Annotated in this window: 13 protein-coding genes; 9 read left to right on the forward strand and 4 right to left on the reverse strand. The window is 66.7% G+C overall.

Features of this window, described 5'->3' with window-relative positions; translation table 11 throughout:
- Window positions 1–176 precede the first annotated feature (176 nt).
- Genes FAZ69_RS05695 through FAZ69_RS05710 form a run of 4 tightly spaced genes read left to right on the forward strand, consistent with a single transcriptional unit; the run spans window position 177 to window position 3483 of the window.
- Window positions 177–431 carry a hypothetical protein gene (locus FAZ69_RS05695; protein WP_136892984.1) on the forward strand — a complete coding sequence of 85 codons (255 nt, stop codon included), beginning with the start codon at window positions 177–179 and terminating at the stop codon, window positions 429–431.
- An 18-nt stretch (window positions 432–449) separates the two neighbouring features.
- Window positions 450–2279 (forward strand): aminopeptidase P family protein, encoded by a 1830-nt coding sequence (locus FAZ69_RS05700; RefSeq protein WP_136892985.1) that lies wholly within the window; start codon window positions 450–452, stop codon window positions 2277–2279.
- Between the two features lie 38 nt (window positions 2280–2317).
- Entirely contained in the window at window positions 2318–2863 is a 546-nt protein-coding gene (locus tag FAZ69_RS05705) for an isochorismatase family protein (RefSeq protein WP_136892986.1), read from the forward strand.
- Entirely contained in the window at window positions 2860–3483 is a 624-nt protein-coding gene (locus tag FAZ69_RS05710; protein ID WP_136892987.1) for an HAD family hydrolase, read from the forward strand. Before FAZ69_RS05705 ends, FAZ69_RS05710 begins: the two co-directional genes overlap by 4 nt.
- A 55-nt stretch (window positions 3484–3538) precedes the next feature.
- On the opposite strand, the gene FAZ69_RS05715 is transcribed toward FAZ69_RS05710, so the two are convergent.
- The 3 genes from FAZ69_RS05715 to FAZ69_RS05725 form a co-directional block, all read right to left on the reverse strand.
- Complete coding sequence (locus FAZ69_RS05715; RefSeq protein WP_136892988.1) at window positions 3539–4651, reverse strand: DUF748 domain-containing protein; 1113 nt, start codon at window positions 4649–4651, stop codon at window positions 3539–3541.
- A 123-nt stretch (window positions 4652–4774) separates the two neighbouring features.
- A complete protein-coding gene (gene ettA / locus FAZ69_RS05720; protein WP_136892989.1) occupies window positions 4775–6442 on the reverse strand; it encodes an energy-dependent translational throttle protein EttA in 1668 nt (555 codons plus the stop codon).
- A 182-nt stretch (window positions 6443–6624) separates the two neighbouring features.
- Complete coding sequence (locus FAZ69_RS05725; protein ID WP_136892990.1) at window positions 6625–6960, reverse strand: DUF3761 domain-containing protein; 336 nt, start codon at window positions 6958–6960, stop codon at window positions 6625–6627.
- Between the two features lie 145 nt (window positions 6961–7105).
- Here FAZ69_RS05725 and FAZ69_RS05730 point away from each other — a divergent pair, with 145 nt between their 5' ends.
- Window positions 7106–8095 carry a glycerophosphodiester phosphodiesterase family protein gene (locus FAZ69_RS05730; protein ID WP_136892991.1) on the forward strand — a complete coding sequence of 330 codons (990 nt, stop codon included), beginning with the start codon at window positions 7106–7108 and terminating at the stop codon, window positions 8093–8095.
- Window positions 8096–8187: 92 nt separating this feature from the next.
- On the opposite strand, the gene ychF is transcribed toward FAZ69_RS05730, so the two are convergent.
- Complete coding sequence (gene ychF / locus FAZ69_RS05735) at window positions 8188–9282, reverse strand: redox-regulated ATPase YchF (protein ID WP_136892992.1); 1095 nt, start codon at window positions 9280–9282, stop codon at window positions 8188–8190.
- A gap of 246 nt (window positions 9283–9528) precedes the next feature.
- Here ychF and FAZ69_RS05740 point away from each other — a divergent pair, with 246 nt between their 5' ends.
- The 4 genes from FAZ69_RS05740 (at window position 9529) to FAZ69_RS05755 (ending at window position 14156) form a co-directional block, all read left to right on the forward strand.
- Window positions 9529–10710, forward strand: a complete 1182-nt coding sequence (locus FAZ69_RS05740; RefSeq protein WP_169708567.1) for a UbiH/UbiF family hydroxylase — start codon at window positions 9529–9531, stop codon at window positions 10708–10710.
- A gap of 75 nt (window positions 10711–10785) precedes the next feature.
- Window positions 10786–11514 (forward strand): DsbC family protein, encoded by a 729-nt coding sequence (locus tag FAZ69_RS05745; RefSeq protein ID WP_169708568.1) that lies wholly within the window; start codon window positions 10786–10788, stop codon window positions 11512–11514.
- Window positions 11515–11600: 86 nt separating this feature from the next.
- Window positions 11601–13415 carry a M61 family metallopeptidase gene (locus FAZ69_RS05750; RefSeq protein WP_136892995.1) on the forward strand — a complete coding sequence of 605 codons (1815 nt, stop codon included), beginning with the start codon at window positions 11601–11603 and terminating at the stop codon, window positions 13413–13415.
- A 144-nt stretch (window positions 13416–13559) separates the two neighbouring features.
- The gene (locus tag FAZ69_RS05755) at window positions 13560–14156 is read left to right on the forward strand and encodes an FMN-dependent NADH-azoreductase (RefSeq protein ID WP_136892996.1); all 597 of its coding nucleotides are present in this window, start codon (window positions 13560–13562) and stop codon (window positions 14154–14156) included.
- The last annotated feature ends 42 nt before the right edge of the window (window positions 14157–14198 follow it).

The following is a 14198-nucleotide window of genomic DNA, read 5'->3' on the forward strand; positions in this document are numbered from 1 at the left end:
AATAGGCGTCAGCGAGCCAGCGCACGCGCTTGCTTAACATTCTTCCGGCCCCTAAACTCGACCGCTTAACGGAAAAATGCTGTGCTGATCTTCTGTGGAAATGAGATAAGAATGCTATTGAGGCGTTTGCGCTGCGCCTATGGGATTAGTCTGAAAATAATGCGGGGACACGTCTGATGGGCTGGCCGGGTATCGTCGTGCTCGGCGCCGTCGTCGGCTTTGCCGGCTGGTGGCTCCATCCGCTGCGTCGCGCGGGCCGCGTGCGTCCGTGGCTCGCCGTGCTGATCGGGCTTGCGGCGGCCGCTGCCGCCAAGATGGCCGGCAATGCGACGGGACTTTTCCATGATGGCGACACGCTCGAATGGCCGGTGTGCACGGCCGCCTCGCTCCTCGCCGTTGCCGTGACGGTCGGCTTGTTCTCCCGTCGATGAACGCTTGCAGGCTACACAATGAATATCCGACATCCTGAATCCGCTGCCCTCGGCGAATCCATTCCCGAGCGGCTGGCGCGCCTGCGTGGCGCCATGGCGCGCGCGGGGCTCGCCGCTTGCCTCGTGCCGACTGCCGACCCGCATCTCTCCGAATATCCGCCCGAGCGCTGGCAGGGCCGTCAATGGCTGTCGGGCTTCGACGGGTCGGCAGGGCTCTTGATCGTGACCGCCGACTTCGCGGGCCTCTGGACGGACAGCCGCTACTGGGAGCAGGCCGAGACGCAATTGGCCGGCAGCGGCGTGCAGCTCATGAAGCTGATGGCGGGCGGGCAGTCGCAGGCGCATGTCGATTGGCTCGCGCAGACTCTGCCGGCGGGGGCGGCGGTCGGCGTCGACGGCGCGGTGCTGGGCGTCGCGGCGGCGCGCGCGTTGGCGGACGGGCTTGCGCCGCGCGGCATTGCGTTGCGCACCGACGTTGATTTGCTCGACGAGATCTGGCCGGCGCGTCCTGCGTTGCCGGACGTGGCGGTTTTCGAGCACGCCGTCCCGCACGCGGGCGACACCCGCGCCGAAAAGCTCGCCCAGGTGCGCCGCGCGATGCAGGAAAAAGGTGCGCAATGGCACTTCGTCTCGACGCTCGACGACCTCGCGTGGCTGACGAACCTGCGCGGCGCGGACGTCACCTACAACCCGGTGTTCGTCGCGCATGCGCTGATCGGGCTCGATGGCGCATCGCTCTTCATCGGCGACGGCAAGGTGCCGCAGGAAACGGTCGATGCGCTCGCGCGCGACGGCATCCGCGTCGAGCCGTACCGCAACGCTGCGGCCGCGCTCGCCGCGCTGCCGGCCGGATCGACGCTCCTCGTCGATCCGCGCCGCATTACCTACGGCTCGCTGCAGGCGGTGCCGGCGTCGGTGAAAGTGGTCGAGGCGGTCAACCCGTCGACGTTCGCCAAATCGCGCAAGACCGCGAGCGAAGCCGAGCACGTGCGCGCGACGATGGAGCAGGACGGCGCGGCGCTCGCCGAGTTTTTCGCGTGGTTCGAGAGCGCGCTCGCCAAGGGCGAGAAGCTCACCGAGCTCACCGTCGACGAACGCCTGACGGCGGCGCGCGCACGCCGGCCGGGCTTCGTCTCGCTGAGCTTCTCGACGATCGCGGGCTTCAACGCGAACGGCGCGATGCCGCATTACAGGGCGACTGAAGCGTCGCACGCGACGATCGAAGGCAATGGCCTCTTGCTGATCGACTCGGGCGGCCAATACGTGAGCGGCACCACCGACATCACCCGAGTCGTGCCGGTCGGCGCCGTTTCGGACGAGCAGAAGCGCGACTTCACGATCGTGCTCAAGGCGATGATGGCGCTCTCGCGCGCGCATTTTCCGCGCGGCATCCGCTCGCCGATGCTCGATGCGATCGCCCGCGCGCCGATCTGGGAAGCCGGCCTCGATTACGGCCACGGCACCGGGCACGGCGTCGGCTACTTCCTGAACGTGCACGAAGGCCCGCAGGTCATCTCGCACTACGCGCCGGCCGAGCCGTTCACGGCGATGGAAGAGGGGATGATCACGTCTGTCGAGCCGGGCGTGTACCGGCCGGGCAAGTGGGGCGTGCGGATCGAGAACCTGGTCTTGAACCGCGCTGCGCGGGAGACCGAGTTCGGCTCGTTCCTCGCGTTCGAGACGCTGACGCTGTGCCCGATCGACACGCGCTGCATCGAGGTTTCGCTGCTGCGCGAGGACGAGCGCGCGTGGCTCAACGCGTATCACGAGACGGTGCGCACGCGGGTGTCGCCGCATGTGACGGGCGATGCGAAAGCGTGGCTCGAGACGCGTACTCAACCCATCTGATCTGACCTGAACACGCAACGAACAAAAGGAACCGAGAGATGCCGAACATCGGAGTGGTCGTCGTCGACATGCAGCAAGCCTTGCTCGCCGGAGCGACTCCGGCATATCGCGTCGAAGCCGTGGTCGAAGGGATCAATCGGCTCACCGCCGCCGCCCGCGCGGCGAAAGCGCCGGTGTGGTTCGTGCAGCACGCGCATGACGAGATGCTCGCGCCGAACAGCCCCGGCTGGCAGCTCCATCCCGGGCTCGTGCTCGAAGACGGCGACCTCGCTGTGGGCAAGCGCGTCGGCGATTCTTTCCACGAGACGCCGCTTCAGGCGCAACTGGACCGGCAGGGTGTCGAGCATGTCGTGTTCTGCGGCTACGCGAGCGAGTTCTGCGTCAACACGGCCGCACGCCGCGCAGCGTTGCTCGGCTACCGGACGACGGTGGTTTCCGATCTGCACACGACCCAGGACAAACCGCATCTCACGGCTCAGCAGATCGTCGAGCATCAAAACTTCGTCTGGACCAACAGCTCGCTCACCGGCAACCCGATCTCGGTGCGCCCGCTCGCCGACGTGCTCAAAGCGGAGTTCGCATGACCGTCAAGGCCGTCGTCTTCGATTTTGGCGGGGTGCTGATCGACTGGAGCCCCGATTACCTGTACCGCCAGCTGATTCCCGATGAGACCGAGCGCCGGTGGTTTCTCACGCATGTCTGTGCGATGGACTGGGTCGTGAGGCAGGACGGCGGCCAGTCGATCGCCGACGGCACCGCTGAGCTCGTGGCAAAGTTTCCCGAGCACGAGGCGCTGATCCGCGCGTTCTACGAGCGCTGGCACGAGATGATCGGCGGCGTGCTCGAGGACGGCGCGGCGACGCTCGATAAGCTCGACGCGGCCGGCGTGCCGCTCTTCGGCCTGACGAACTGGTCGGCCGAGACCTTCCCGTATGCGTGGGAGAACTTTCCGATCCTGCGGCGCTTCAAGGACATCGTCGTCTCGGGCCGCGTGAAGCTCGTGAAGCCGGACCCGGCGATCTACCGCGAGATGGCGAGCCGGATCGAGCCGCACCTGCCCGGCATCGTGCCGCACGAAATCGTCTTCATCGACGACAACCGCAAGAACGCCGACGCCGCGACGGCGCTTGGCTGGCATGGCGTCCACCATACGAGCGCGGCGGCCACCGAAGCGCGCTTGCGCGAATTGGGCCTGCCGGTCTGAGTTGGCGGACGGCCGCCGGTTCTGGCGGCCGCGCGCCGCCTGCCATGCCGGCCCCTCATTGCCCGAGCAGATTACGCAGCGCGCCGCTCAGCCCCTTCACCGTTTCCCCCACGCCCTTCGCGACGCCTTTGACGCTCACGCCGAGCGCGCCGGCGAAGCCTGAGCTGAGCTTGGTGGCGAGGCGCTCGTTGAGCGAGAACTGCGGGTCGCGCAGATCGCCGTCGAGCACGAAATGCAGCGTGATCGTGTCGCCATGCGCCTTCAGCGCGGCGATGGCCGCCTTGGTCGGCAGGGACAGGAACGTGTCGAGCGGATCGCCGCTCTCGGCGAGCTGCAGGTGGTCGAGCGTGACCACGCCGGGCGCGTGAAGCTGCTCGTCGCGCACCGTCGCGTCGACGGTCATGTCGAGCGTGCCGCTCGCCACCGGCGTCTTTGCGCTGATTTTCGTGAGCAGGTAAGGATCGAGCACGGCGATGTCGACGCCGCGCAGTTGCGTGTTCGTCTGCGAGTCCTTGCTCGCGATCTTGATCCAGCCGGAAAACGACACTTTGCCGGTGTGCTGCGGGCCTTTGATGTCGCCGCTTGCGCTGACCTTCGCCGGCTCGGAGAGGGCGGGCAGGCGCAGGTCGTCGACGGTCGCGCGCGCGTTTTCGACGGCGATCTTGTAGGCGGGATGCCGCACCGTCTCGTCGTAGAACTCGAACGTGCCGTGTGTGAACTCGATGTGGTCGATGCGCGTTTCCTGCTGGGCAGGCGCGACGTCTGCGGCGATCGGCGTCCGGTTGAGCGCCTCGCGCAGGTTCGGCACGACCTGCAGGCCGCCGCTCGCGGTGCGCAGTACGGTCAGCATGAAGCCGTCGACGACGACGCTGCGCATATGCACGCGCTTCTTGAGCAGGTCGGGCAGGTCCGGCTCGATCGTGATGCGCTCGGCGCGCAGCGTGTCGCCGGCGGGCCAGCCCTTCGGCGCGTGCAGGCGGACGTTGGAGAGGGTCACGCCCGACCAGCCGATGTCGATGCGCTCGGCGCTGCCGAGAGGCGCGAGCGCATTGGCGATGCGGGCTTTCAGTTCGCGCTCGGCAACGTACACGCCGACGATCGCCGCGACGATCAGTGCGGCGATCACGCCGAAGACCATCGATGCCGCGCGTTTGCCTCTCGATGCCATCTATCGCTCCGTTAGGTACCTTGCCGCAAACGGACAAGCGCCCCGCGCACTTCACAGTCCGCGGGGCGCTTGTCATCGCGCAAGCCGTGTGCCCTGGCTTGCTTTAAAACCGGCCGGTTTACCTTAACGCGTGACCGGCTTGTAGCGCACGCGCTTCGGCTTGGCGGCTTCCTCGCCGAGGCGCTTCACCTTGTCCGCCTCGTACTCGTGATAGTTGCCGTCGAAGAACACCGCCTGCGAGTCGCCTTCGAACGCGAGGATGTGGGTCGCGATCCGGTCGAGGAACCAGCGGTCGTGCGAGATCACCATCACCGAGCCCGCGAATTCGAGCAGCGCGTCTTCGAGCGCGCGCAGCGTTTCGACGTCGAGGTCGTTCGACGGCTCGTCGAGCAGCAGCACGTTGCCGCCCGTGATCAGCGTCTTCGCCAGGTGCAGGCGCCCGCGTTCGCCGCCCGACAGCGTGCCGACGTTCTTCTGCTGGTCGCCGCCCTTGAAGTTGAAGCGGCCGATGTACGCGCGCGACGGCGTTTCGTACTTGCCGACCGTCAGCACGTCGGCGCCGCCGGAGATCTCTTCGAACACCGTCTTCGAGCCGTCGAGCGCGTCGCGGCTCTGGTCGACGTAGGCGAGCTTGACGGTCGGGCCGTGCACGATCTCGCCCGAATCCGGCTGCTCCTTGCCGGTCAGCATGCGGAACAGCGTCGACTTGCCGGCGCCGTTCGGCCCGATGATGCCGACGATCGCGCCGGCCGGAATCTTGAAGCTCAGGTCGTCGATCAAGAGACGATCGCCGTAGGCCTTGCTGACGTTCTTGAACTCGATGACTTCGTTGCCGAGCCGGTCGCCGACAGGAATGAAGATTTCCTGCGTTTCGTTGCGCTTCTGGTATTCCTGGCTGTTCAGCTCCTCGAAGCGCGCGATCCGCGCCTTCGATTTCGCCTGGCGTCCCTTCGGATTCTGGCGCACCCACTCCAGCTCCTTCTTGATTGCCTTCTGGCGTGCCGATTCGGACGTTTCTTCCTGCTTCAGCCGCTCTTCCTTCTGGTCGAGCCAGCTGCTGTAGTTGCCCTTCCACGGAATGCCGTGGCCGCGGTCGAGCTCGAGAATCCACTCGGCGGCGTTGTCGAGGAAGTAGCGATCGTGGGTGACGGCGACGACCGTGCCCGGGAAGCGCACGAGGAACTGCTCGAGCCATTCGACCGATTCGGCGTCGAGGTGGTTGGTCGGCTCGTCGAGCAGCAGCATGTCGGGTTTTTCGAGCAGCAGCTTGCAGAGCGCGACGCGGCGCTTCTCGCCGCCCGACAGGTTCTCGATCTTGGCGTCCCACGGCGGCAGGCGCAGCGCGTCGGCGGCGACTTCGAGCTGCTGCTCGGGGCTGCCGCCGTCGCTTGCGGCGAGGATCGCTTCGTACTTCGCCTGCTCGGCGGCGAGCGCGTCGAAATCAGCGTCGGGCTCGGCGTAGGCCGCGTAGATCTCGTCGAGCTTCTTGTGCGCCTGGAAGAGGTCGCCGAGGCCTTCTTCAACCGCTTCGCGCACGGTCTTTTGCGGATCGAGCTGCGGCTCCTGCGGCAGATAGCCGATGTTCAGGTTCGGCATCGGCGTGGCTTCGCCCTCGATTTCCTTGTCGGCGCCGGCCATGATCTTGATGAGGGTCGATTTGCCCGAGCCGTTCAGGCCGAGCACCCCGATCTTCGCGCCGGGGAAGAACGAGAGCGAGATGTCTTTCAGGATCTGGCGTTTCGGCGGCACGATCTTGCCGACGCGGTTCATGGTGAAGACGTATTGGGCCATGGGCGTGAAGTCGGAATGTTGAGGCCGCGCGGCGCGGGAGAGGGCGCGGGCGGCGATGGGTGAAAAGGGCTGGCGCTGCGCCGGGGGCGCTTCGATGCGCGCTCGCGGCGGCGTTTTGCGCGCGAAAGCGTCCGCTATTGTACTTCGGGACTTCGCGCTCGCCGGAAACGCGGACGATGTCTTCAGAGCCAGTCGGCGACGCCGCCGTGCCCCGAGCACGTGCCGCGGTGGTGTCGGCTGAAGCTGTAGGCGCCGTCGCGGCAGCGGGCCGTCGCGCCTTCGGGGGCGCGGCCCGATTTCGAGTGCGCGGGCGAATGCACCGTCTCGCCGGAGCGGTTCCGATACGTGTGGTGATTGTCGAGATTGGCTTCGTCGGGCGTGGCGGCCGAAGTCGAATAGGCGAGAGCAGGCGTCACGGCGAGCAGCAGGGCGGCGGCAAATGCGGTGGCGACGGCTTGCTTGAATGTCCGGCCGAAGGCCGAATGGCCGGCCCGGCTGATTGCGCTGCTATGCGGCATGGATGGGGTCTCCTGTTTGCGTCGTTTTCTTTCACGGAGGATTCGCACTGCGAGGGGCAGAATATAGCGCGGCCGTGCCCTGCGATTTCATTCGATTGGGCAAACCAAGCAAAATGCTGCGACCGTTGGAGAGGGAGGTGTTCGCGTGTTGCGTTTGATTCGTGGTGGTTGGTTCGTGCCGCTTTGCGCGGTTTTGCTGGGGGCCTGCGCTTCTGCGCCGCCCGCTTCGACGACCGCGCCGGTTTTGGCGCTGCCGCTCGTCGTCGCGCATCGCGGCGGCACGGCCGATGCGCCCGAGAACACGCTCGAAGCGATCCGGCAGGCGCTCGAGCATCACGCCGACGTCATGTGGCTCACTGTCCAACTGAGCAAGGACGGCGTGCCGGTGCTGTACCGCCCGGCGGATTTGTCGGCGCTGACCGATGTGTCGGGGCCGGTTGCGGGCAAGACGGCTGCAGAGCTGGCCCGCGTCAACGCAGGATGGACGTTCAAGCAGACCGATGCCGCAGGCCAAGTCGATTACCCCTATCGCCGCCATCCCGCCGGCGTTCCCACGTTGCGCGACGCATTGCGTGCGTTACCGCCGACGATGCCGGTGATCCTGGACATGAAAGCGCTGCCCGCCGAGCCGCAGACGCAGGCGGTTGCCAAGGTGCTCACGGAGGAAGAGGCATGGGCGCGCGTCGCGATCTATTCGACGGAAGCGGCGTACCAACGCGGTTTCGCTGCTTATCCGCAGGCGCGGTTGTTCGAGTCGCGCGATGCGACGCGCTTGCGCCTGCTGCGTGTGTTGCTCGACGATGGCTGCATGGATGCGCCCGCCGCATCGGCGTGGACGGGCTTCGAACTGCATCGCAAGCTGACCGTCACCGAGAAATTCACGTTGGGAGAGGGGCGCTCCGAGGTGAGCGCGACGATGTGGACGCCCGCCACGGTGGCGTGTTTCCGGAAGCAGTCGAGCAAGGTCCGGATCGTGGCGATTGCGGTGAACAATGGGGATGACTATCGCACGGCGGCGTGTCTGGGCATCGATGCGGTGCTGGCCGATTCGCCGCGGGAGATGGCGGCGATTCGCGAGGGGATGGCGAGGCCGCTGCGGTGTCCGGCATCGATTGGCGCGGGGATTGATCCCTAGCGGAAAGGATCGCGTAACACAGATATGCGACAAGGCCCGCACTGATGCGGGCCTTGCTGTTGCGGGGTTGAATCCTGCGCCGGAAGCGGCGGTCAGACGTTGAACAAAAAGTTCATCACATCCCCGTCGTGCACAACGTATTCCTTCCCTTCGGCGCGCATTTTCCCGGCTTCCTTCGCACCTTGCTCGCCCTTATAGGTCACGTAGTCATCGAACGAGATGGTCTGCGCGCGGATGAAGCCGCGCTCGAAATCGGTGTGGATCACGCCGGCGGCCTGCGGAGCGGTATCGCCGATATGGATCGTCCACGCCCGCACTTCCTTCACGCCGGCGGTGAAATACGTCTGCAGCCCGAGCAGCTTGAAGCCGGCGCGGATCACACGGTTCAGGCCCGGCTCGTCCATGCCCATGTCGGCGAGGAACACTTCCTTGTCTTCGTCGGCGAGATCGGCGATCTCGGCCTCGATCGCCGCGCACACGGCCACGACCGGCGACTTCTCGGCTTCCGCGTACTTTCGCACGGCTTCCAGGTGCGGGTTGTTCTCGAAGCCGTCTTCCTTCACGTTCGCGACGTACATCGTCGGCTTCGCGGTGATCAGGCAGAACGGCTTCAGCAGCGCCTGCTCTTCGTCGGAAAGATCGAGCGCCCGCACCGACTTCGCCTGATCCAGCTGCGCGCGCACCTTTTCCAGCACGGCCGCGAGCTTGACGGCTTCCTTGTCGTTGCCGGACTTGGCCGCCTTCGAGTAGCGCGCGAGCGCCTTTTCGACCGTGGCGAGGTCGGCGAGCGCCAGTTCGGTGTTGATGACCTCGATGTCCGACAGCGGATCGACCTTGCCCGCGACGTGAATCACGTTCTCGTCCTCGAAGCAGCGCACGACGTGCGTGATTGCGTCGGTTTCGCGGATGTTGGCGAGGAACTGGTTGCCGAGGCCTTCACCCTTGCTCGCGCCGGCGACGAGCCCGGCGATGTCGACGAACTCGACCACCGCCGGCATTACGCGCTCGGGCTTGACGATCTCCGAGAGCGCCTTCAGGCGGTGATCAGGGACTTCGACCACGCCGACGTTCGGCTCGATCGTGCAGAACGGATAGTTCTCGGCGGCAATGCCCGCCTTGGTCAGTGCGTTGAACAGGGTGGACTTGCCGACGTTGGGCAAGCCGACGATGCCGCATTTGAGGCTCATGGAATCCTTCGAACGGGTAAAACGGCGCGTGGGGCCGGGCGCTGCGGGGCGCGGCCGGAAAGGCGGGGCGGCCGCAGCGCGGAAAAAATGGGCGGCGCGCTCGACGTGAGCGGCGAGCGCGGCCGGCAAAAGCGCTATTGTACCGCCGGTCCTGCCGCAGACCGCGCCGAAGGCGTCCCCGCGACTTTTGATATGGCGCACCGGCGCGGCCCGTCCGGATCAGCCGTCCCATAGGGCGCGGCTATAATGCCCGGCATGACTTCCCCTCATCAATCGTTCCACGTGGCCGTCGTCGGCGGCGGACTCGTCGGCAAGACCGCCGCGCTCGCGCTGACGCAAGCGGGCTTGCGTGTCGCGCTGCTTGCTCAACCCGCCGCGCCGCGTCCCGCCGACGCCATGTTCGACGCTCGTATTTACGCGCTGTCGGCCAGCTCGCAGACTTTGCTCGAACGCCTGCGCGTCTGGCAGGCGCTCGATCACAGCCGGCCTGCGCCCGTCTACGACATGCGCGTCTACGGCGATGCGGCCGCCGAGCTCCATTTCTCGGCGTTTCAGGCGGCGGTGCCGCAGCTTGCGTGGATCGTCGAGTCGTCGCTGATCGAGCAGTCGCTCGATGCCGCGCTGCGCTTCCAGCCGAACCTGACCTGGACCGACGCACGCGCCCAGGGCCTCGACGTCGAGCCGGACGCCGCCACGCTAGGCCTCGCGAACGGCCAGGCAATCGAGGCGGATCTCGTCGTCGGCGCGGACGGCGCCCACTCGTGGGTGCGCGCGCAGATCGACTCGAAAGTCGAGCGGCGCGACTACCGGCAGACCGGCGTGGTCGCCAACTTCAAGGCGGCGAAGCCCCACGGCGAAACGGCGTACCAATGGTTCAAGGACGGCGAGATCATCGCGCTGCTGCCGCTGCCCGACGGGCATGTGTCGCTCGTCTGGTCGGCGCGCACCGAGCATGCGAACGAGCTGCTCGCGCTCGATCCCGCGCAGCTCGCGGCGGCGGTCGAGAAGGCCACGCAGAGCCATCTCGGCGCGCTCGAATGCGTGACGCCCGCGCAGGGCTTTCCGCTCGCGCTGCAGACGGTCGACCGCCTGATCGCGCCGCGCGTCGCGCTGATCGGCGACGCCGCCCACCTGATCCACCCGCTCGCGGGCCAGGGGATGAACCTCGGCCTGCGCGACGCCGCCGCGCTCGTGGACGTCATCGCGAAGAAGGAGCCGTTCCGCGACCTGGGCGACCCGGTGCTCCTGCGCCGCTACGAGCGCGCGCGCCGCGAGGATATCGGCGCGCTGATGCTTGCGACCGACGGCCTGCAACGGCTCTTTTCCGTTCCGGGCATGGTCGCGCGCGCGGTGCGCAACACGGGCATGGCGCTCGTCGGCGCGCAGCCGCTCATTAAGCGCTGGCTCGTTTCGGCCGCCTTGGGTTAAGAGATAGGCGGGCGAGAGGCCCGCCCGCCACGAACACGGTGCGCAACGCGCGCGCCCCATCAGAGGATGCAAGAAATGAAGAAAATCGTACGGATCGCGGTCACCGCGCTGGCCGTCGCGGCAGCGACGCTCGGCTGCAGCGCCCAGGCGGACCAAGTCACCGACAAGTTGAAAGCCACGCTGCAATCGCGCCTTGGCGACGATGCGCCGATCAAGAGCATCACGAAGTCGCCGATCGCGGGCTTGTACGAGGTCAACCTCGGCTCGCAGATCATCTATAGCGACGCGAACGGCGACTACGTGCTGCTCGGCGACCTCGTCGATACGAAGACGCGCACCAACCTCACCGAAGCGCGCCTTGCTGAGACCAACAAGATCGATTTCGCGAGCCTGCCGCTCGGGAACGCGGTGAAGGTCGTGAAGGGCAACGGCAGCCGCAGGATTGCGGTGTTCTCCGATCCGAACTGCCCGTACTGCAAGCAGCTCGAGACGACGCTGAAGTCGATCGACAACGTCACGGTCTACACGTTCCTGTATCCGGTGCTGTCGCCGGATTCACTGGTGAAGTCGAAGTCGATCTGGTGCTCGGCCGACCGCGCGAAGACGTGGGAAGCCTGGATGCTCGACCACAAGGCGCCGAACGGTCCTGCCAATTGCGACACCAGCGCGCTCGACAAGAACCTCGCGCTCGGCCGCGGCATGAACGTGACCGGCACGCCAACCGTATTCCTCGCCGACGGCCGCCGCCTGCCCGGCGCGGTGTCGGCCGACCAGCTCGACAAGGCCCTGGCCTCCGCGCACTGACGCGGCGCAAGTCCCGGCAAGAGGCGCAGAGGCGCCTCTTGCCGTTTCTGCGGCCTCTTTTTTCACCTCCAACCCCATCCCCGCCGATGAAGCCGATCCGCTACACCATCGTCCCGAAGCACCCCGCCGCGCACCTCTTCGAAGTGACGCTGACGCTCGCCGATCCTGATCCGGCCGGGCAGCGCTTCATGCTGCCGGTCTGGATTCCCGGCAGCTACATGGTGCGCGAGTTCGCGCGCAACATCGTCACGCTGCGGGCGTTCAACGAGGCGGGCCGCAAGGTGCGCATCGAGAAGACCGACAAGCACACGTGGCAGGCGGCGCCGGTCAAGGGCGGCGGCGCGCTGACGCTGCGCTATGAGGTGTATGCGTGGGATCTGTCGGTGCGGGCCGCGCATCTCGACGACACCACGGGGTTCTTCAACGGCACGAGCGTCTTTCTCGCGGCGCTGGGGCATGAAGCGGCGCCGTGCATCGTCGAGATTCAGAGGCCGGCAGGGTCGGCGTACCGCAACTGGCGCGTCGCGACGGCGCTGCCCGAGACGCGCGGCACGAAGCGCTACGGCTTCGGCGAATACCGCGCCGAGAATTACGACGAGCTGATCGACCATCCCGTGACGCTCGGCGAATTCGCGCTCGCGACGTTCAAGGCGCACGGCGTGCCGCACGATGTCGTGATCGCCGGGCGCGTCGTGGCGCTCGACATGGACCGGCTCGCGGCCGACCTGAAGCGCATCTGCGAAGCGCAGATCGCGCTGTTCGAGCCGAAGACGAAGAAAACCCCCGTCGACCGCTACGTGTTCATGACGCAGGCCGTCAGCGACGGCTACGGCGGGCTCGAGCATCGCGCGTCGACGGCGCTCATCTGCAATCGCACGGACTTGCCGGTGCTCGGCCGGCCCGAGACGTCCGAAGGCTACCGGACCTATCTCGGCCTGTGCAGCCACGAGTATTTCCACACCTGGAACGTGAAGCGGATCAAACCTGCCGCGTTCGCGCCGTACGATCTGACGCGCGAGAACTACACGTCGCTACTGTGGCTTTTCGAAGGCTTCACGTCCTATTACGACGACCTGATGCTCGTGCGCAGCGGGCGCATCACGCCGGACCAGTACTTCGAGCTCGTCGGCAAGACGATCGGCGCGGTGCTGCGTGGCAGCGGACGCCTGAAGCAGAGCGTCGCCGAAAGCTCGTTCGACGCCTGGGTCAAGTACTACCGCCAGGACGAGAACGCGCCGAACGCGATCGTCAGCTACTACGCGAAGGGCTCGCTCGTCGCGCTGACGCTCGATCTCGCGATCCGCGCGCAGACGGATCACCGCAAGTCGCTCGATGACGTGATGCGCCTCCTGTGGCAGCGCTACGGGCGCGATTTCTATCGCGGCAAGGCGCACGGCGTGGGCGAGGACGAAGTCGAGGCGCTGTTCGCCGAGGCGACGGGCGCCGATCTGTCGGGGCTGTTTGGCGAAGCCGTGCGCGGCACGCGCGATCTGCCGCTCGCCGAGCTGCTCGCGCCGTTCGGCGTGACGCTCGCGGCGGACGCCGGCACCAACGGCAAGCCGTCGCTGGGCGCGAAGACGCGCGGCGGCGCCGATTGCACGCTGACGGCGGTCCACGACGGCGGCGCCGCGCAGAAGGCGGGCTTGTCGGCGGGCGACGTGCTCGTCGCCGTCGACGGCCTGCGCGTCACCGGATCGAACCTCGACGCGCTGCTCACGCGCCACCAGCCGGGCGCGATGGTCGAAGTGCACGCGTTCCGGCGCGACGAGCTGCGCGTCGCGCGGGTGAAGCTCGACGGCCCGGAGGCGTTGCGCTACAAGCTGACGGTGGGCGAGGCGGGCGGCAAGCGCGCCGAGCCTGCGGCGCAGCGCAAGGGGCGCGAGCGCTGGCTGCGGGGGTGAGCGCGCGGGGGAGCGGTGCAGCCGCTCCCCTCGATTGTTCTATTGTTGCAACAATCCGTCGCCGTATACCCACTTTTTCGCTTGCCGCTAAAAAATACAATGGCTCCACTCGCGCAACGATGCGCGCCCCCTCTGGAGCCGACCATGACCACGATCCTGCAACTGAATTCCTCCGCCCGCTCGCAAGGCGCTCAATCCACGCTGCTCGCCAACGAATTGACGGCAAAGCTGCAACAATCGAACGCCGGCGCGAAAGTCGTCGTGCGCAACCTGCTCGCCGACGCGCTGCCGCACCTCGACGAAGCCGTCCTCGGCGCATTCTTCACGCCGGCCGACAAGCGCACGGCGGAGCAAGCCGCGATCGCCGCGAAGAGCGATGCACTGATCGCCGAGCTGCAAGCCGCCGACATCATCGTGATCGGCGCGCCGCTCTACAACTTCGGCATCTCGTCCCAGCTGAAGACGTATTTCGACTGGATCGCGCGCGTCGGCGTCACGTTCAGCTATACCGAGAACGGTCCTCAAGGCCTGGTGAAGGGCAAGAAAGTGTTCGTGGTGTCCGCGCGCGGCGGCAAGTACCAAGGCACGCCGAACGACACCCAGACGCCGTACCTGAAGACATTCCTTGGCTTCCTGGGCATGACCGACGTCAGCTTCATCTATGCCGAAGGCCTGAACATGGGCCCGGACGCCGCCAATGCTGCACTGGCTGGTGCGCGCGAGGCGATCGCGGCGGTTTAATCCGGCAGTTTCGCGCCGTATCGCGAAACATCGGAGCGGAGC

The sequence above is a fragment of the Trinickia terrae genome (genome assembly GCF_005144415.1).
Lineage (GTDB): Bacteria > Pseudomonadota > Gammaproteobacteria > Burkholderiales > Burkholderiaceae > Trinickia_A > Trinickia_A terrae.

What these genes read in the sequence shown, in the direction of transcription:
- FAZ69_RS05750 (WP_136892995.1), top strand. Translation starts at nt 11,601, where the DNA reads ATGAAGCCGATCCGCTACACCATCGTCCCGAAGCACCCCGCCGCGCAC.
- FAZ69_RS05710 (WP_136892987.1), top strand. Translation starts at nt 2,860, where the DNA reads ATGACCGTCAAGGCCGTCGTCTTCGATTTTGGCGGGGTGCTGATCGAC.
- FAZ69_RS05700 (WP_136892985.1), top strand. Translation starts at nt 450, where the DNA reads ATGAATATCCGACATCCTGAATCCGCTGCCCTCGGCGAATCCATTCCC.
- FAZ69_RS05725 (WP_136892990.1), bottom strand. Translation starts at nt 6,960, where the DNA reads ATGCCGCATAGCAGCGCAATCAGCCGGGCCGGCCATTCGGCCTTCGGC.
- ychF (WP_136892992.1), bottom strand. Translation starts at nt 9,282, where the DNA reads ATGAGCCTCAAATGCGGCATCGTCGGCTTGCCCAACGTCGGCAAGTCC.
- FAZ69_RS05740 (WP_169708567.1), top strand. Translation starts at nt 9,529, where the DNA reads ATGCCCGGCATGACTTCCCCTCATCAATCGTTCCACGTGGCCGTCGTC.
- ettA (WP_136892989.1), bottom strand. Translation starts at nt 6,442, where the DNA reads ATGGCCCAATACGTCTTCACCATGAACCGCGTCGGCAAGATCGTGCCG.
- FAZ69_RS05755 (WP_136892996.1), top strand. Translation starts at nt 13,560, where the DNA reads ATGACCACGATCCTGCAACTGAATTCCTCCGCCCGCTCGCAAGGCGCT.
- FAZ69_RS05705 (WP_136892986.1), top strand. Translation starts at nt 2,318, where the DNA reads ATGCCGAACATCGGAGTGGTCGTCGTCGACATGCAGCAAGCCTTGCTC.
- FAZ69_RS05695 (WP_136892984.1), top strand. Translation starts at nt 177, where the DNA reads ATGGGCTGGCCGGGTATCGTCGTGCTCGGCGCCGTCGTCGGCTTTGCC.
- FAZ69_RS05745 (WP_169708568.1), top strand. Translation starts at nt 10,786, where the DNA reads ATGAAGAAAATCGTACGGATCGCGGTCACCGCGCTGGCCGTCGCGGCA.
- FAZ69_RS05715 (WP_136892988.1), bottom strand. Translation starts at nt 4,651, where the DNA reads ATGGCATCGAGAGGCAAACGCGCGGCATCGATGGTCTTCGGCGTGATC.